The 16888-nt window shown below is 73.8% G+C and carries 11 protein-coding genes and 1 riboswitch; of the genes, 2 read left to right on the top strand and 9 right to left on the bottom strand.

Annotated elements, in window-relative coordinates; translation table 11 throughout:
- The first annotated feature begins 121 nt into the window (after positions 1–121).
- Positions 122–291, top strand: a riboswitch (cyclic di-AMP (ydaO/yuaA leader).
- An 8-nt stretch (positions 292–299) separates the two neighbouring features.
- Positions 300–1301 (top strand): C40 family peptidase, encoded by a 1002-nt coding sequence (locus tag ACFPCY_RS27880; protein ID WP_378259802.1) that lies wholly within the window; start codon positions 300–302, stop codon positions 1299–1301.
- 115 nt (positions 1302–1416) lie between these two features.
- Here ACFPCY_RS27880 and ACFPCY_RS27875 read toward each other — a convergent pair whose 3' ends face one another.
- From ACFPCY_RS27875 to ACFPCY_RS27865, 3 genes are all read right to left on the bottom strand, one after another.
- Positions 1417–1809 (bottom strand): (deoxy)nucleoside triphosphate pyrophosphohydrolase, encoded by a 393-nt coding sequence (locus ACFPCY_RS27875; protein WP_378259801.1) that lies wholly within the window; start codon positions 1807–1809, stop codon positions 1417–1419.
- 172 nt (positions 1810–1981) lie between these two features.
- The gene (locus ACFPCY_RS27870) at positions 1982–2728 is read right to left on the bottom strand and encodes a Mut7-C RNAse domain-containing protein (protein ID WP_378259800.1); all 747 of its coding nucleotides are present in this window, start codon (positions 2726–2728) and stop codon (positions 1982–1984) included.
- A 139-nt stretch (positions 2729–2867) separates the two neighbouring features.
- Entirely contained in the window at positions 2868–4133 is a 1266-nt protein-coding gene (locus ACFPCY_RS27865; protein ID WP_378259799.1) for an amidohydrolase family protein, read from the bottom strand.
- 62 nt (positions 4134–4195) lie between these two features.
- On the opposite strand from ACFPCY_RS27865, the gene ACFPCY_RS27860 reads away from it, so the two are divergent.
- A complete protein-coding gene (locus tag ACFPCY_RS27860) occupies positions 4196–4714 on the top strand; it encodes a MarR family winged helix-turn-helix transcriptional regulator (RefSeq protein WP_378259798.1) in 519 nt (172 codons plus the stop codon).
- Positions 4715–4794: 80 nt separating this feature from the next.
- Here the strand turns inward: ACFPCY_RS27860 and ACFPCY_RS27855 are convergent, their stop codons facing one another.
- The 6 genes from ACFPCY_RS27855 to ACFPCY_RS27830 all read right to left on the bottom strand — a co-directional run bounded on the left by ACFPCY_RS27855 (position 4795) and on the right by ACFPCY_RS27830 (position 16842).
- Positions 4795–5865 carry a C40 family peptidase gene (locus ACFPCY_RS27855; RefSeq protein WP_378259797.1) on the bottom strand — a complete coding sequence of 357 codons (1071 nt, stop codon included), beginning with the start codon at positions 5863–5865 and terminating at the stop codon, positions 4795–4797.
- The gene (locus ACFPCY_RS27850) at positions 5862–6515 is read right to left on the bottom strand and encodes a hypothetical protein (RefSeq protein ID WP_378259796.1); all 654 of its coding nucleotides are present in this window, start codon (positions 6513–6515) and stop codon (positions 5862–5864) included. The genes ACFPCY_RS27855 and ACFPCY_RS27850 overlap by 4 nt, the downstream gene beginning before the upstream one ends.
- Positions 6515–9466, bottom strand: a complete 2952-nt coding sequence (locus ACFPCY_RS27845; protein WP_378259795.1) for a type IV secretion system protein — start codon at positions 9464–9466, stop codon at positions 6515–6517. The genes ACFPCY_RS27850 and ACFPCY_RS27845 overlap by 1 nt, the downstream gene beginning before the upstream one ends.
- Positions 9463–11967, bottom strand: a complete 2505-nt coding sequence (locus ACFPCY_RS27840; RefSeq protein WP_378259794.1) for an ATP-binding protein — start codon at positions 11965–11967, stop codon at positions 9463–9465. The genes ACFPCY_RS27845 and ACFPCY_RS27840 overlap by 4 nt, the downstream gene beginning before the upstream one ends.
- Before the next feature lie 52 nt (positions 11968–12019).
- Positions 12020–16456: a TcpE family conjugal transfer membrane protein gene (locus tag ACFPCY_RS27835; RefSeq protein ID WP_378259793.1), complete on the bottom strand. Its 4437-nt coding sequence runs from the start codon at positions 16454–16456 to the stop codon at positions 12020–12022.
- Between the two features lie 95 nt (positions 16457–16551).
- On the bottom strand, positions 16552–16842 hold the full coding sequence (locus tag ACFPCY_RS27830) for a hypothetical protein (protein WP_378259792.1): 291 nt from the start codon (positions 16840–16842) through the stop codon (positions 16552–16554).
- Positions 16843–16888: the final 46 nt, after the last annotated feature.

The following is a 16888-nucleotide window of genomic DNA, read 5'->3' as shown; positions in this document are numbered from 1 at the left end:
CCGCCCCAATAGCACCACCTGCTCACACATGGACACCATGCGTAGCTGTTTGGCCATTTTTGAACTTCCTTTGTAGTCTGCCCCGCAGATCCGGCCGTGCCGAAGCCCCGCCCCCGGGGCTGCGACCGGACCGCCGAATCCCGTCAGGGAACCGGGGACCCACACCCCCGGGGTGAATCGGCGCACGTCACGGGACGTCCTCATCCGGGACGGCGCCGCGCCGTGCGGCGTAGGGCGACTCCTGGCCCGAACCCGTCAGCTAACCCGGTAGGCGGCACACGAAGAGGAGAACACCGGCCTTGGCCAAGGACCCCCAGCGCCGCCGCGTGACACTCGCGGCCGCGACCGTCCTCGCGCTCGGTCTCGGCGTCGCCGCACCCGGCCTCGCCCAGGCCTCTCCGACGGCCCCGAACCCCTCGCCCTCCAGCTCGGGCAAGCCCACCGAGGCCGACCTGAAGAAGCAGCTCCAGCAGCTCCAGGACGAGGCCGAGAACCTGACCGAGCAGTACAACAAGTCCCGGGTGGAACTGGGCAAGGCGCAGAAGGCCGAGCAGGACGCCACCCGCCGGGCGGACGCGCTGGAGGCGCAGGCCGCGCCCGCGCGGGCCGCGCTCGGCCGGGTCGCCGCCAACCAGTACATGAGCGGCGGCGGACCCGACATGATCTTCGCCTCCGGCGACGACGGCGGCCTGTCCGACACCGCCTACCTGGCGCAGAACCGCGCCGGCGCCGTCCAGCGCCTCCAGGCCCTGATCGACCAGGCCAACAAGGCCAAGTCCGACGCGCAGGCGCAGACCGCCAAGGTCAAGCAGGCCGCGGACCAGGCCGACGCGGCCCGCAAGACCACCAAGGGCAAGATCGACCAGGTCCAGAAGCTGCTGGACAAGCTCAACATCACCCGCACCAAGGACCCGACGTCCGGCTACACCGTGACCGTCCGGGGCAGCGGCCTGCCGCAGAAGATGCTGCGCAAGGCCCTCACCAAGCTCGGCTCCCCCTACGTCTGGGCCGCCGCCGGACCGGACAGCTTCGACTGCTCCGGCCTGGTGATCTGGGCCTACGCGCAGGTGGGCAAGCCGGGCCTGCCGCACTACACCGGCGACCTGTACGACCTCGGCACCAAGGTCGGCCGCGACGAGCTGCGCCAGGGCGACCTGGTCTACTTCGGCGGCAACCTGCACCACATGGGCATCTACGCGGGCAACGGCCTGTTCCTCCAGGCCCCGCAGACCGGCGACGTGGTCAAGGTCTCCAAGCTCTCCGACCGCTCGGACTACGCGGGCGCGAACCGCATCGAGTGACCACCCGCCCTTCCCGGCCACGACCGGCGCCCGCATCCCGCGGCCGCCGGTCGCCGCATTTCAGGACCGGAACGCCGAGGACGCCGGGTCCCCTGAGCCCGCGCTGGGGACGCGGTCAGGGCGTCAGGTAGGGGGCGATCGCCTCGACGACCGGGAGGTCGCCGGGGAGCCACTCGACGTCGTACAGGTCGGTGCGCGAGAGCCAGCGGAGCGCGAGGTGCTCCAGCGCGGCGGGCTCGCCCTCCACGAGGGTCGCCGTCCACACCCGTAGGACGGCGCCGCCGAGCACCAGCGGCCAGTCGCCGCCGATACGCTCGCCCAGCTCGACCCGGACGCCCAGCTCCTCCTCGCACTCGCGGACGAGCGCCTGCTCGTCGCTCTCCCCCGGGTCCACCTTGCCGCCGGGGAACTCCCAGCCCCCGGCCAGTTCCGGCGGCTCCGCCCGCTGCGCCGCGAGCAGCCGCCCGTCCGAGATGATCGCCGCTCCCACCACCACGCTCACGCTCATGGACCGTCATCATGCCGCGTCCGCGCCCGCCCGGTGCCTCCGGGGCGGACGCCATCGCGCCCGCGTCCGGCCCCACAGCGGCTGCCCCGGAAGAACGCCGTGTTCGCAGGCCTCATCGGGCGGGACGATCCCGACGACACGTCCTCGGCGAAGACGCGCAGCCGTGCGGAGATCAGCGGGACGGCGTGGTGGCGGCGCGGGCGCGCGCCACGGTCTGCCGGGCGGCCTCGACGATCGACTCCAGATGGTCGCCGTGCGCGCCGCGCCAGTAGACGCGCCCGCAGTCCGGGCAGCGTCCGTAGGCGTCGTAGCTGCGGCGGGTGCCCTCGGCGAGCTCCCGCTCGATCTCGGCCTTGTCCACCGGGACGAGGACGCCGTTGCAGGCGGTGCAGCGCGTCCAGGGCGCCAGTTCCGGGGCGAACCGCTCCAGCAGGTCGCGGAGCTGGTCGTCCGGGCGGGGGCTGCGGACGTACGCGCCGAACCACAGCGCGCGCCGCATCAGCAGCCCCCGGTCCTGGCTGAGCAGGACGCGCCGCTCCGCGTTCGCCTGGACGACCAGCTCCGGGTCGTCCATGTCGTTGTGGTAGGCGGTGTCGAGGCCGATCAGGCGCATCCGGCGGGCGAGGGTGCCGAGGTGGACGTCGAGCAGGAAGCGCGGCGCGGCCTGGCCCGGCTCCAGCGGCACCTCCTGCGGGCGCGCGACCGGCTCGACCCGCACGACCGCCCCGGCGGGCGGACGGTGCGACGGCTCGACCGGCGCCCCGTCCACGGCCAGGCTGCCGACCTCGGGCAGCGGAACGCCGAGGGACTCGATGACGTGGCCCAGGCTCGACGTCCCGTCCCAGCCGACCCGCTGCCGCTCGCGGCGGCGGGAGGCGGGCAGGAACAGGAGGAGTTCGGGCGCGATTTCCAGTGTCATGTCCGGCTCGTCCACGCTGCCAGCATGTCACGGCGCCCCCACCCGCCACCCCTCTATTTCTTCCGGCCCGTCCGGTAAGGGCGCCAAGTCGCGCCCTTCCGGTCACGAGGCCACCTTCGGGTTCGAGGCGGCCTCCGGGTTACGAGGCGGCCTTCGCCAGGTGCTCGGCGGACGCCGCCAGGCGGTCGAGGACGGCGCGGACGTCCGCCACCAGGCGGCCGTCGCGCTTGACGACGCGTCCCGCCACCAGGACGGTCTCGACCGCGCGCGTGTCGGCGTGCAGCACGACCGCCGCCACCGGATCGTGGACGGGCGCGACGCCGGGCAGATCGGTGCGCAGCAGGACGAGGTCCGCCTGGCGGCCGGGGGCGATCTCGCCGGTGACGCCGTCCAGGCCGGCGACCCGGGCGCCGTCCGCGGTCGCCATGCGCAGCGCGTCCGCGGCCGTGAACCCGAGGCCCGCGCCGTCCGGACGGGCGCGTTCGGTGAGGTAGGCGGCGCGCATCAGGCTGAACATGTCGCCGGGGGCGCTGGTGATCGCGTCCGCGCTGAGCGCGGTCGGGACGCCCGCGGCCCGGGCGCGGCCGGTGACGGGGAGGCTGAACCCCATCGCGGTCTCGACCGCGGGCGAGACCGAGACCGTCCCGCCGTGGTCGGCGATGCGCGCGAACTGCTCGTCGGTGTAGTCGTTGGCGTGGACGTACATCGTGCCGGGCGTCCACAAGTCGTGCTCGTCGAGCCACGCCTGCCCGGCGGCGGCGGTCTCCCGGCCGTGGCCGCCCATGTGCGTGGTGATCATCACGTCCAGCTCGCGCGCGGACAGCCATTCCTCTCGGGCGGCGTCCAGGTCGCCGAAGTCGGGGCCGAGCGCGGCCACCGCCATCCGGACGAGGCCGTCCCCGCACAGCTCCCGGACGCGTCGCGTCTCCGCCGCGCGGGTCGCCTCGCCGCTCGTGTGGCAGTAGCCGAACACCGCGCGGATCCCGGCGTCGTGCAGGGCCTGGACGTTCGCGTCGGCGTGCTCGGGCGTGGCGAGGACGTGCGACCAGTCCACGACGGTCGTGACGCCGGAGTCGAGGGCCTCCAGCGCGGAGCCCAGCACGCCCGCGTGGACGTCCTCGGGCCGGAACTCGGGGGCGAGCCGCCCGAGCACGCGCTCCAGGTAGCCCGGCAGCGTCGTGTCCGGCAGGACGCCGCGGATCGCGCCCTGCCACATGTGCCGGTGGGTGTCGACGAAGCCGGGCAGGACGATCCGTCCGGACGCGTCGATCACCTCCGCGTCGTCCGGGGCGGGGAGGTCCGGCCCGACGGCGGCGACGACCCCGTCCCGGACGAGCACGTCGGCGACACCGAGGACACGCGGGGCGAGCACGAGCCCGCCCTGGATCAGCAGAGGGTTTGTCATGGCTGAAAGCTTAAGGAAAAGCTTTTTAGAAAGCAATATAGGCGGCGAGTATCCTCGGCTGCGTGCAGCACGACCGCGACTCCCTCCGCGACGAGGTCGACGCCCTCGCCGACGGCTGGCGCGCCGAGGGGCTCGGCGAGCCGCTCGTCGCCATGCTGGAGGTCGGCAAGCGGGCCGCGCGGTTGCAGGGCCTCGTCCAGCAGGCCGTCCGCGCCGACCTCGCCGACCTCGGCCTGACCTACGCCGAGTTCGAGGTCCTCACGATCCTGCGCCGCGCGGGCAGCCCCTACCGGCTGCGCCCGACCGACCTCACCCGCAAGGCCCTGCTCACCTCCGGCGGCACCAGCAACGTTCTGCAGCGCCTGGAGAAGGCCGGGCACGTCGAGCGCGGCAGCGACGAGGGCGACGGCCGGGGCCGCTGGGTCCGCCTCACCGACGACGGCCTGAGCGTCACCGAACGCGCCCTCACCGCCAGCGGCAAGGCGCACGAGGACCTCTTCGGCGCCGTCCCGCCTGAGAAGCTACGCGCCGCCGCCGACGCCCTCCGCGCCATCCTGGCGCCCCTCCCCCCGCGCCGCTGAAAACTCCCCACCAAGCACGCACACCAATTCCGCGCGCCCGGTTGGTGCGGCGGGCACGCGGGTCCGGCTCGTGCGTCGGGTCAGCCGCCGGGTTGGGCCTCCGCGGTCACGTGGGCAAGCTGCGCCTTGAGCTTCGCGGTCGCCAGCGGACGCGTCACGCCGACCCAGTCGGGGCGGTTGTAGGGCGTCACGCCGATGTTCGGCACGCACGCGGAGCAGCGCGCGACGATCATGCGGTTCTTCCCGATGACCATCCCGACGTGTCCCGGGTTGTCCGACGAGGTGCCCGGTCCCGAATTGAAGAACACCAGGTCACCGGGCTGCTCCTGGCCCTTGGGGATCTTCTGGCCGAACGGCCACTGGTCGAACGTCGTGCGCGGGATGTCCAGCCCCACCGACTTGTAGGCGGCCTGGAGGAGGCTGGAGCAGTCCCAGGCGTCCGGCCCGGACGCGCCGAAGATGTAGCGCTTGCCGCGCTGCGCGAGCGCGAACGCGATGATCTGCCGGATGACGCCCGACGCGTTCGCGGGGAGCTCGTCGTCCTTGCAGTCCACGCCGTTCGACTGGACGACCTTGAAGTTGCCGCTCGCGTACTTGCCCGCCCAGTCCAGGACGAGGTTCACGTAGTTCCAGGAGTGGTTGTACATGAAGATCGCGGTCTTCATCCGCTCCGGGGCGCCGTTGTGCTTGAGGTACGCGGCGGCGGTGTAGATCGCGTCGGCCGGGTCGTAGAGGTTCTTCTTGCCGTCGCGGTCGCCGTCCACCGCGAACGAGTCGAACGTGGACTTCAGGAACTGCATCGGCCCGCCCGCGCCCGCGTAGTTCACGCCGCTCGACACGCCGGGCTGGGTGGACGTGCCGTGCTCCGTCTCGACCTCGCCGATGCCCGCGAGCACGTTCCAGGGAATGCCGTACTGCTTCCCCGCCGCCTGGTACAGCGACAGGTAGTTCGACGGGATGCCGCGGGCGTCCGCGGACGCGCCCGGCTGCCCGGACGCGCCGGAGGTGTCGACGCAGCCGCCGCTGCCCGCGCCGCCCCCGCCGAACATGAACTGGCTCGCCCCGAACAGCACCGGGATCAGCATCAGGGCGGCGAACAGCGAGCCGGCGGCGACCAGCGCCGTGACGGCCAGCACGCGGGCGCGGGTCATCCGGTTCCGCCTCCTCCGGTGTCGCCCGCCTGGCCCACGTCGGCGGGCTCGAACGCGGCGACCTTCAGCGCGTTCCCGTCACGCGACACCGTCACCGCCCACTGCTTGCTGTCGTTCGTCCCGCCCCCGGCCCTGGCGATCTGCTGCTTCCCGGTCACCAGGAAGATGATCGAGTTGTTGCCGATGTCGCGCACCCGGTCGAGCGTCGCGGTGCAGGTCGCGACGGTCTGCTCCTGCTGCCGCCGCTGCTGGATGCCGGGCGCCGCGAACCCCTGCGCGATCTGCTGCGCGACCTGGTCGTTCACCAGCGGCTGGAGCCGCGCGGCATACGCCTGCGGCTGCTCGTCGAACCGGTAGGTCCCGTAGGCGGCCACGAACCGCTGCGCGGTGTCGGCGGCGGTCGCGAACTCCTGCTGGGTGAACGGCAGCAGCCGGTAGATGTCGAAGTTCCCGGGCGTGATCTGCGCCGAGATGCCGGGCGGCGGGGAGGCCGGGGCGACCGGCCCGCCGCTGGTCACCGGCGCGGGACGCGCGGCGTGATGGGACGGCTTGTGCTGGGGGGACGCCGCCGTCAGGTACACCCCGACGGCGGCCAGGACCACCACCAGCACTCCGAAAAGGATCTTTCGCTGCCGGTCGGACAGGTTCATCACTCGTCCCGATCGACCGGACGCAGCCAGAACGGGATCGGCGGCTCGTCCTCACCGCCGGAGCGGCGTCCGCCCCACAGCGGCGGCGGCTGGGGCGCGCCCGCGCCGTTCCCGTCGCCGCCCGAGCCGGACCGCTGCTGCGGCACGCCGGCGTCGCCTCCACCGGACGCTCCGCCGCCGCCCGAGCCTCCGCGCCCGGACCCGGCGTTCCCGCCGGAGTCGCGCCGTCCGCCGCTGCCGCCCGCTCCGGGGGCACCGCCGCCGCCACCGGATCCGCGGCGTCCGCCGCCGTCACCGTTGCCGCCGGAGTCGCGCCGTCCGCCGCCGAACCAGCTCCGCCCGCCGGACGAGGAGCCACCCGACTCCCCACCACCGCCGGCCGACGCACCGCCGCCGGACGCGCCACCACCGGACGCCGCGCCACCGCCACCGCCACCGGACGCCGCGCCGCCTCCGCCACCGGAGTCGCCGCCGCTGAACCAGCCGCCTCCACGGCCGCCGGAACCACCGTTGGAACCACCGGCCGCACCGGCGCCGGCACCGGCCGTGCGGCGCGACCTGCCGCCGCCCGCGTCCGCGCCACGAGACCGCCGCGACCCGGCCCCGGCCGCCCCGGCGTCACCACCGGAAGCGCCCGCACCACCGGAGCCCCCGGCCGCACCCGCGCCACCGGCGGACCCACCCGAGCCGCCCGTCGCGCCGCCGCCACCGCGCAGGCGGCCGGACGACCCGCTACCGCCCGCCGATGCACCGGCGCCCACGCCTTCGCCCGGACGAGCCGTCCACGACGTCGGCCCGGATCCGCCACCGCGAGCCCGCGCGCCGGCACCGGCCCCAGCGGCACTCCCGCCGCCCGAGCCGCTCCCACCGCGCCCCGCGCCGGACCCACCGGACGCGCCGCGTCCCGCGACCACAGCAGAGCCGCCGTTACCGGACGCACCACCTCGTCCGCCGGTCACCGCACCGGCACCGGTGCCTCCGCCGCCGGACGGACGAGCCGTCCACGAAGCCGGACGCCCCGCACCGGTACCCGAGCCGGACGCCGCCTCGGACGCGCCGCCGTCGCCGTCCGCCCGGACCGAACCGCTGAGCGACCCGGCGCGCGTCGGGAGGTTGAGCGGCGGAGCGTCCCGCCGCGAACGCCCGGTTCCGGCCGCCGCCACGGGCGAGCCACCGCGCGGTTTCGCCGCGAGCACGGGCGCCGAGTCCGGCGACGGCGCGTCGGCCACGCCGACCGCTCCCGCCCGCCGGTCGGCGACCGTGACGCCCGCCGCCGAGACACCGCCCTCGGCGGCCGCGTCCGCCGCCGCGTCCCGCTTGGTCCACCGGCCGAGCCGGTACCCGGTCGCGCCGGGCACCACGGCCGCCGCGACGCCCACCGTGCTCTTGCGGGCCTCGGCGACCGACTTGTCCAGGTGCGCCTCGCTCTTCTCCCGCGCCCCGACCGCCGAGTAGCCGACCGCCGAGAACAGGTGCTGGAACGGCTTGCGGTACACGAACGCCGCGCACGTCACCAGCGCGATGAGCAGGATCTGCAGGCCCCACGGCAGCGTCTCGCCGAGGATGAGCCCGTACGCCCACAGCAGCAGCGACAGCACGCCGATCAGCGCCGCCTGTTTCAGCAGCATCGAGAGCAACAGCTCGAGCCATCGGATCGCGATGACCCGCCCGATCCCCGGATGGATGCCGATCCCGAGGAAGATCGGCCCCGCCACGAGCAGCAGCAGGAACGCGATCTTCACCACGATCAGCGCGATCGCGATCACCAGGATCAGCAGCCCGGCGACCAGCGCCGCGAACAGCCCGCCGAACGCCACCGCCAGACGGCTCGTCCAGTTCTTGCCCTGGAACAGCGCGTACGTGCCGGAGTAGTTCTCCTTGACGTTCTTCGAGACGTCCTTGTACGCGTCGGCCTTCTTCGCGAGGTCGACCTTCTGCTGCCCGTACGTCTCGGGCAGGTCGACGGCCTGCGCGTACAGCAGCTTGTCCGCGTTGTCCTTGACGATCTTCGCGTTCGGGTCGGTCGTGCCGAACTCGCCCATCAGCCACGGCTTGCACACCAGCGCGACCCACAGCCCGTTCGCGTTCCGCGTCGTCGCGTCCGGCTGCGCGGGCGGCGGCGTCGCGGGCTGCCCCGCCGGAGGCGCGGGCGCCGGGATGCACGTCGACCCCTTGGTGTCGCTCTGCGGCAGCGCCGCGTTGAACGCCGCGCTCGTCGCCCCCGACACCTTCGTCCCGAGCGTGGTGAAGTCCGCCGGTCTCGCGATCAGCCAGATCAGCGCGACCATCGCGGCGACCATCCAGATCACGCCCTCGGTGACCTTGCTGGCCCGCTTGCGCACCAGCCCCCACCAGGCCAGCGTGATCGCCCCGAGGATCACGACCCACGACCAGTACCGGGCGTTGAACGTCTTGCCCATCTGGCTGATCACACCGTCCACGGTGTTCTTCAGCCAGCTCAGCAGCGACTCGCTCGCCGCCGCCTGGTACACGCTGATCGTCGTCCGGTCGATCGCCCGCACCAGCGTGAACGTCGTGTTCGCGAGGGCGTTCCCCATCATCGCCATCGCGTCCGAACAGCCCATGTCGACCGCGTACCACGACTGCCCGGCCGTCCCGTACCGGTCGTAGTACGTCAGCTGCGAAGGCGGCGTCGCCTTCAACTTGTCGTCCGGATAGTCGGGCGGCTTGATCATCCCGTCCGCCCCGGCCCCATACTGCTCCGGCGCCGGACTGTCGGAGGGACGGCAGGGGTCTCCGCCGAACGGTCCCGCGCTCGCGATCGGGGTGAGCCCGAACATGAACAGCGCCAGGACGAGCGTCAGCAGCGACGCCCGGCGCGGGCCGCGCCGGCGCCTGCCGTTCTTCCGGCCGAGATCGAGCCCCTTCGCGGGGCTCTGCTGGATGGGGAGGCGGGAGGGGCCGGGGGGGCGGGGGGGGCGGGCGGTCATGGGGCGGCCTCCTCGGTGTGGGCCCCCGCGGTGGTCAGGTCGGTCGAGCCGGGGTGTTGCCGGGTCGGGTTGGTGTCGAGCCAGGCGCGGAGCTCCGGGGAGACGAGGTCGACGCCGATGCGGCCGGCGCGGCCGTCGAGGTCGCGGAAGACGCACTCGCCGTTCCCGAGGTTGCGCAGGACGGCCTTGTGCTCGTCGGACGGCTCCACCCCCAGCAGGGCCATCACATTCTCGACCTCGACGCGCTCGGTCGAGCGGAAGGAGAACACCGAGGACAGGCAGTTGGTCACCTGCTCATTCAAGAGGTCTCCGGCGTTCTGCGAGACCAGGATCAACGCAGTGTTGCGAGAACGACCCATTCGCGAGACTTCCGGCACCAACTTCGCACCTTCCGGTGTCGATGTGATGGCCCACGCCTCGTCCAGGAAGATGGCCTTCGGGAGGCGGCGGTCGAGGCCGTGCATCAGGCGGCGCGCGAACTGGGAGACCAGGTACATGAGCGCCACCGAGAGGCGCTGCTCGTAGGAGTAGTCCTCGCGGCTGATCGACACGTCCGGGAGGGTGAGGCCGCCGAGGGTGAAGACGGTCGTCCAGCCCTCGGTGTCGATGCGCTCACCGCCGGACGGGTCGAAGCAGAGCCGCGCGAGGCGCATCTCCGACATCGACCGCAGCACGGCGCCGAGGTTCTTGGACGCCGGGTCGGGGGCGGACTCCAGGTGGTCCACGACCTTGCCGAGGGACGGCCGCTCGGCGTTCGCGACCGCGCCGACCGCCTGGATCATCGCGGACTCGCGCTCCTCCGACATGCGCGGCAGGAGCAGGCGGAGGGTCTCGGTCGCCATCGTCTTCTTCGCGGCCAGGTCGTCCCCGAAGGAGAACGGGTCGAGCAGGCCGGGCGCGGCGGAGCCGAGGGGCAGCGTGCGCGCCTTGCGTCCGCGCGCCTTCAGCAGCTGGACGAGGGACTCGGCGTCGCCCTTCGGGTCGATCGCGGCGACCGTCACCCCGCGCAGCGCCATCTGGTAGATCAGCAGCAGCGCGAGGGTGGTCTTGCCGCCGCCGGGCTCGCCGGTGATCGCGACGGCGGTCGGACGGTTCCGGGCCGCCGCGACCAGCGGGTCGAAGTGGACGATCGACCGCGCGCGACCCAGCGTCTCGCCGATGTACGGGCCGATCCAGCCCTCGTTCGCGTCGTCCGGACGGTCGCCGAGGTCGACCGTCGCGGTCGGCATCCCGCCCGCGATCGTGCGGAGCGGCTGCCGCTGCGCGTACGCGTTCAGCCGGATGCGGTCGCCGGGCAGCGACTCGCTGAACAGGCTGAACTGGTCGCCGGTCGAGTTGACGACGTCGATGCCGATGTCGCGGTAGTGCTCGACCACGGTGTCGACGCGCTGCGCGAGGAGTTCCGCTGTCGGCGCCGACACGATCAGCCGGTGCCAGCCGTACACGAACGGCAGGCGCTCCTTGGTGATGCCGTGCTCCAGCATGCGCGCCGCGTCGATCTGCTCGGCGAGCGCGATGGGCGCCTCGGCGCCGGCCTCGCGGATGTGCTGGTCCATGTCGCGCGCGTGCGCGAGCTTGCGCGAGACGTCCTTGGACGCTTTCGCGGGCGGGATCAGCTTCATCCGCGCGCTGATCTCGACCGGGAAGGACAGCGCGTCCGCGTAGTGGAACCAGGGCTCGCCGTCCGGGAAGGGCATCAGGTCGGGGAACCGCGCGAACGACAGGTACGCGACGAACGACTCGGCGGTCGCGCCCACGCCCGCGCCGTTGAAGTTCGGCTGCTCCATGCGCAGGTACGAGCGGCCGTTGTGGATCGCTCCCTCCACCAGCGCCTCGATCTCGCCGCGTCCCCACGTCCGGCGCTGGACGGCCGACGGCGGCGGATCGGTCAGCGACCCCGTCACCGCGTGCTGGAACAGCCACGCGACCTCGGTGGACGTCGCGTGCCGGGCGTACAGCGCCGAGCCGCCGAGCGCGCGGCCGATGCGCTCGGCCTGCTCGGTCCAGCGCGCGATCTCCTTGGCGTCGATCGCGTCGTCCTCGATGCCGAGCACCGACTCGCTGCGCTTGTAGAAGTTCAGCAGCTGCGCGATCGCGCCGCCGGACAGCTGCGCGCCCATGCCGCGCGGGCCGAGCCGCACGCCGAGGTAGATCTCCTTGGTCCAGAAGACCTTCGCCCAGACGTGCCGGTAGGTCTCCTCCAGGTACTCCGCCCAGCCGGGGCCGCCGTCGGACGTCCGGTCCAGCGCGCGCGCCCACTCCGCCGCCGGGTAGGTGCGGTGCGCGATGCGCAGGTGGATCTCCGCGTCCTGCATGCGGATGCCCGCGAGCGCGATGGTGATGTTCGTGGCGAGGGCCTCGCGCTCCTCGCCGGTGGTGAACTCGTACGACACGGTGGGCAGCCGGAAGTACGCCCACGCGGCCGTGTCGGTCAGCAGCACCCGGTCGTCGAAGTAGCGGACGGGAAGCCGGGTCGACCGCGCCTTCGTCATCCGGCTCATCGCTCGTGCCTCCGGTCCGGTCGCGCTCGTCCGGCCGGACCTGGCTCGGGGCTCATCGGGCGGCCTCCTGCTCCTGCTGCTGCTCGGTGTAACGCTCGGGCACCACGGCGAACCCACCGGCGACCACACCGGCGAGGGCGAGATAGGCACGCCGCGTCGGCGCCCGCAACGCCTTCAGCTCGTTGCGGGGCGCACGGTCCATGCTGAGGTGATCGTCCCACGGGATGCGGACGAGCGCGCGGCAACGCCCTCGCGCGACGGCCTCGGCTTGTTCAACATCATCCATGCTGCGGCGGCTCACCCCGTTGATCACCGTCACCGCCCGCCGGCGCAGGTCGGCGTAGCCGTGGCCGTCCAGCCACTCGTAGGTCATCGCGACCGCGCGCGGGGCGTCCGCGCTGGCCGGCGCGACGAGGACGACCTGGTCGGCGTACGGCAGGACGCGCGCGACGACGGCGGCGGCGGCGTCCAGCAGGGTCACCGAGTAGAACCGGTCGATGGTGCGGATCGCGAGGGCGTAGTCGCGGTCGTCCAGCGCCTGCAGCGGGTTCTTCCCGGCCGCGATGACGTCGAGCCCCGACTTGGCCTGCGAGGTGTACCGGCGCATCGCGGTCAGGCTGCCGATCTGGTCGGCGCGCGTGATGAGCCCGGTCAGCGTCTCGTTGGTCTCGCTGCGCGTCCTGCGCGCGAGCGCGCCCGGCCCCGGGTTGACGTCCACGGCCACGACCGGCTCGCCGTTGTGCTGCGCGAACGTGTGCCCGAGCATCAGCGCCGTCACCGTCTGCCCCGCGCCGCCCGTGCAGCCGAGGACGACGATGTGCCGCGACCCCTGGAACGGCTGCTGGAGACGCTGCTCGTACTCGGCGTCCGCGTCCGCGTGCCCGCCGCCGACGGCGTGGAACAGCCTGCGCAGCCCGCCGCTGGTGAGCTCGTGCTCCGGATCGGGCGGCGTGATGGCGGGCTCCGGCGCGCGCGGCGCCTCGGGAGGCGGCGGCAACGGCCGCGGCCGCACCGGCGAAGCGGGCCCCGACCGCCCCGCCCCGACCGGCGGCGCGTCCTGCGCACCCGACGCCCCCTGCGAGTACCCCGCAGCCTGCCCGGACGAGGGCCCCTGCCCCGTCCTGGTCTGCCCGTACGGCGTAACCTGCCCGGCAACCGCGGCCTGACCGGACGCCGCCGCCTGACCGTGCGGCGCGGCCTGACCGTGCGGCGCGGCCTGACCGGACGGCGCGGCCTGACCGGACGGCGCGGCCTGACCGGACGCCACAGGCTGGCCGGACGGCGCGGCCTGGGGAGACGGGTCGGCCTGACCGTGCGGCGCGGGCCGGCCAGACGGCGCGGGGTCCGGGTTCGGCGGCGGAGCGGGCGGCGGCACGTCCTGCCGCTGCACCGGCGGCCACGGCGCGGGCCGCGACAGCTCCTCCGACCAGGGCCGGGGTTCGCGCGCCCGGACCGGCCGCCACTCCCCCTCGCCCTGCACGCCGTCAGCCCGCTCACCTTGCGCGCCGTCAGCCCGTTCGACGTCCCCGGCTTCCGGCACGGCCTGCCCGAACGCGCCAGGCACCGTCCGCTCCGGCTGCGGTTCCGTCCGGCGGACGATGTTGCCGCGCGCGACGAGCTTGTCCCCCTCTTCAGGGACGGCCCGCGGCGTCAGTTCCTGACCGTCCGCGACCTCCTGCTGCGGAATGTCAGGCCGAGTAGCAGCCGCCTCGCGTGGTTCATCCTTCCGCTGTCCACCAAACGAAACAGGAACCCCCTGAGCACCGCCATCACCCCGCGCACCAGCCGCGCCCTCACCCGAGTGCGCAGGGACGCGAGCACCCGCCTGAGTGCGCAACTCAGGCGCCTCCGGCGTGCCCGTACTCTGCGCAGACACGTCACCACGCGCGCCGGGCTGGGCCTCGCTCCCAGGCGCGACAGGCCGCCAAGGCGTGGCAGGACGCGCGGTCGGCGCGGCCCCCTCCACACCACCCCTGCCCTGCACCCCACGCTCCTGCGCGGCAGCCCGTGCACTCTCCACAGACGCGTCGCTCTGCGCGTCCGCGGTGTCCTCATGCGTGTGCGCGGCGGGGCGTGCACTCTGCGCGGACGCGTCGCTGTGCGCGTCCGTCGCACCCTCGTGCGGGTGCGCGGCAGGGCGTCCAGGCTGCGCGGAAGCGGAGGCACCCGCGGTGGGTTGCGGCTCATCAGCGCGCTGCGGCACCTGCGCAGACTCCTGCGCGCGCGAAGCGCTGGGCCGCGCGGAAGAATCACCGCGCACCTCGCTCCAACGTGCTGCGGCACGCACCTGCTCAGGCGAGCCCTCATCTGCGGACGCGGCAGGGCGCACCGGCTCGGGCGTGCTCTCGGACGAGGACGCGGCAGGGCGACCAGTCTGCGCGGGCGCCGGGGTACCTGTGGTGGGTTGCGGCTCATGAGAATGCTGCGGCGCCTGCGCGAACTCCTGCGCACGCGAAGTACTGGCCTGCGCGGAAGCATCACCGCGCCCCTCACCCTGCACCTCGCTCCACCGCGCCACGGCGCGCACCTGCTCGGTCGCGCCGTCGTGCGAGGGCGCGGCGGGGCGTGCGCTCTGCGCGTCCGCGGCGCTCTGCGCGCCCGCGTCGCTCTGCGCGTCCGCGGCGTCCTCGTGCGGGTGCGCGGGCTGTGCGGAGGCCTGACCGCCTGGCACGGGCTGTGGCCCCCACGGCCGTTGCGGCACCTGCTCGGGGGCTGGGACGCTGGAGGCAGGGCGCGCGGTAGACGCGGACGCTTCCGCGCTGGCGGCGGTCTGCTGCTCGCGCGGCTGCGGGGCCGGGCGTGCGCTTGGCGTGGACGTGTCGCCGCGCGCCTCGGGGTGTGCCTCGCTCCAACGCGCGGGGGCGCCCGCTACCTGGTCAGGCGTGTCGGCGGGCTGCGCCTCTTGCGGGTGCGCGGCGCGATGCGCGCTTTGCGCGGACGCGTCGCCGGGCACGGCGGGCTGGGCCTCGTTCCAATGCGCGGCGGGGCGCTCGGTGTGCTCGGGCGTGACCTCGCCCGCGGTGGGCTGCGGCTCCTGCGGGTACGCGGTAGGGCGGGCGCTTGGCGCGGGGGCCTCGCTGCGCGCGGCGGGCTGGCGCTCGTTCCAACGCGCGGCGGCGCGTCCAGACTGCTCGGGCGCGTTCTCGCCTGCGGCGGGCTGCGGCTCCTGCGGGTGCGCAGCAGGGGGTGCGCTTTGTGCGGACGCGTCGCTGGGCACGGCGGGCTGCGGCTCGTGCGGGTGCGCGTTCTGTGCGAGGGCAGAGGGCGTGCTGGCCTGCGCGGGGGGCTCGCTGCCCGAGGTGGGCTGGGTGGCGGCGGGGGGTGTGGTCTCGCCTGCGGCCGGCTCCGGGGTGGGGTGGGGGGTGGACGGGGCGGGCGCGGGGGGCGGGAGTTGGGGGATGTCGGGACGGGTCGGGGGTGGGGGTTGGGCGGACGTAGGTTGGACGGGGATGTCGGGCCGGGTGGACGGGGCGGGGGTGGACGGGCGGCGGGGGCGGCCGAACGTGGACGGGGGGCCGTCCACGTTTCGGGGGATGCCCGGTTCCCGCTCGGGCGTGGCGTCCGGGGACGGCTCCCCGGTGGGCGAGGGCTCGGTTTCGGACGGACCGTAGGGAAGGTTCTTGGTGATGCTCGTCCAGAAGTCGGCGGGGGCGCCGGGGCGGCGGACGCCGGAGGCGAGGGCGCGCTTGCCGGAGCCTCGGGCGGGCGTCTCCGGCGCGGGCGGGGCCTCCTGGTGGAACGTCGCGCCCGCGACGTGCACGTCGGTGCCCAGGGTTTCGGGGGCGGGCTGTGGGAGTGGCTGCGGCTCGGGGAGGGCTTCGGCTCGGGAGTGGGTCTCCACGAGCGGCAGGGCCTCGGGCCCGGAGTGGGTTTCGGTTCGGGAGGGGGTTTCGGTCAGGGGTGGGGCCTCGGCCGGGGAGGCGACCTCGCCCAGGGGGAGCGCCTCGGGCACGGGGATCTCCGCCGCCGGCGCCTCGTACTCCGCCAGGGACGGCGCCTGCGACGGGACGCGGTCGACGGCCAGTCCGGCGGGGAGCGCGACCGGGGTGGGCGCGGGCTCCTCGATGCGGGTCTTGCGGGCACGCCGGGCGGCCTTCGTGGCGACGCGTTCGGCGACGGCGTCGCCGCGCCGCCAGACGCGGGCCACGACGATGACCTCGCGCGGTTCGCGGATCGGGGTGAGGCGGCACCAGGTGCGCGGCTCGGCGAGGTAGCGGGTGTGCGAGAGCAGCAGTTCGGTGAGCCGCTTGCCCTCGATCACCGGACGCGTCGCGAGCCAGGTCAGGACGCCGGGCGGGACGATGTACAGGACGTGCCAGGGCGTCTTGAACGGGACGCCGACCAGCCGCAGCATCAGGATCCAGGGGATGAAGACCCCGGCGAACACGCCGATCTGGACGAGCGGCAGCGGCATGGGCAGCCGCAGGTCGTACAGCTTGTACAGCCGCTTCTCGATGCGCCAGATGTTCGTGTACGTGGGTAGATCCACGCCCCTACTCCCCTTTTGCTGCGCCGGGCACGGTGTCGCCTGCCGGGTCCCGGACGGTGCGGGACCCCTGGACCTCGGTAACCGTCCTCGCGGGACTAGGTCAGGTTCACCCCCAGCGCCTTCGCGATCGCCTTGGCCGTGGTCTCGATGATGTTCGGCACGTAGAAGACCACGCCGATCGCGATCGCCAGCACGATGAACTGGACGAAGCGGGTGATCTCCCGGGTGAACAGAAAGAAGATGGCGACAATGGAGACGATCACCAGAAAGAGCGGACCGAAGATCTGGCGCAGCCAGTCGGCGAGCTGATCGGTTCTGAGCTGGTCGTTGTTCGCGGGCGCCGCCAGAATCTGGTCGGGAATCGACGCCATGAGGTGGTGCAGCATCGACTGACTACCTTCCTGGTTCGGCCGGGGTCGGAACTGGTGTGAG

Origin of the sequence: Actinomadura gamaensis, from assembly GCF_042652125.1 — a bacterium.
In the GTDB taxonomy this organism is placed as follows: Bacteria; Actinomycetota; Actinomycetes; order Streptosporangiales; family Streptosporangiaceae; genus Spirillospora; species Spirillospora gamaensis.
This window is presented reverse-complemented; position numbering and strand designations above follow the sequence as displayed.

Excerpts from the sequence above, each read along its gene's own strand:
- ACFPCY_RS27875 (WP_378259801.1), bottom strand. The coding sequence starts at position 1,809 with ATGAGCGTGAGCGTGGTGGTGGGAGCGGCGATCATCTCGGACGGGCGG.
- ACFPCY_RS27870 (WP_378259800.1), bottom strand. The coding sequence starts at position 2,728 with ATGACACTGGAAATCGCGCCCGAACTCCTCCTGTTCCTGCCCGCCTCC.
- ACFPCY_RS27865 (WP_378259799.1), bottom strand. The coding sequence starts at position 4,133 with ATGACAAACCCTCTGCTGATCCAGGGCGGGCTCGTGCTCGCCCCGCGT.
- ACFPCY_RS27855 (WP_378259797.1), bottom strand. The coding sequence starts at position 5,865 with ATGACCCGCGCCCGCGTGCTGGCCGTCACGGCGCTGGTCGCCGCCGGC.
- ACFPCY_RS27850 (WP_378259796.1), bottom strand. The coding sequence starts at position 6,515 with ATGAACCTGTCCGACCGGCAGCGAAAGATCCTTTTCGGAGTGCTGGTG.
- ACFPCY_RS27845 (WP_378259795.1), bottom strand. The coding sequence starts at position 9,466 with ATGACCGCCCGCCCCCCCCGCCCCCCCGGCCCCTCCCGCCTCCCCATC.
- ACFPCY_RS27840 (WP_378259794.1), bottom strand. The coding sequence starts at position 11,967 with ATGAGCCGGATGACGAAGGCGCGGTCGACCCGGCTTCCCGTCCGCTAC.
- ACFPCY_RS27830 (WP_378259792.1), bottom strand. The coding sequence starts at position 16,842 with ATGCTGCACCACCTCATGGCGTCGATTCCCGACCAGATTCTGGCGGCG.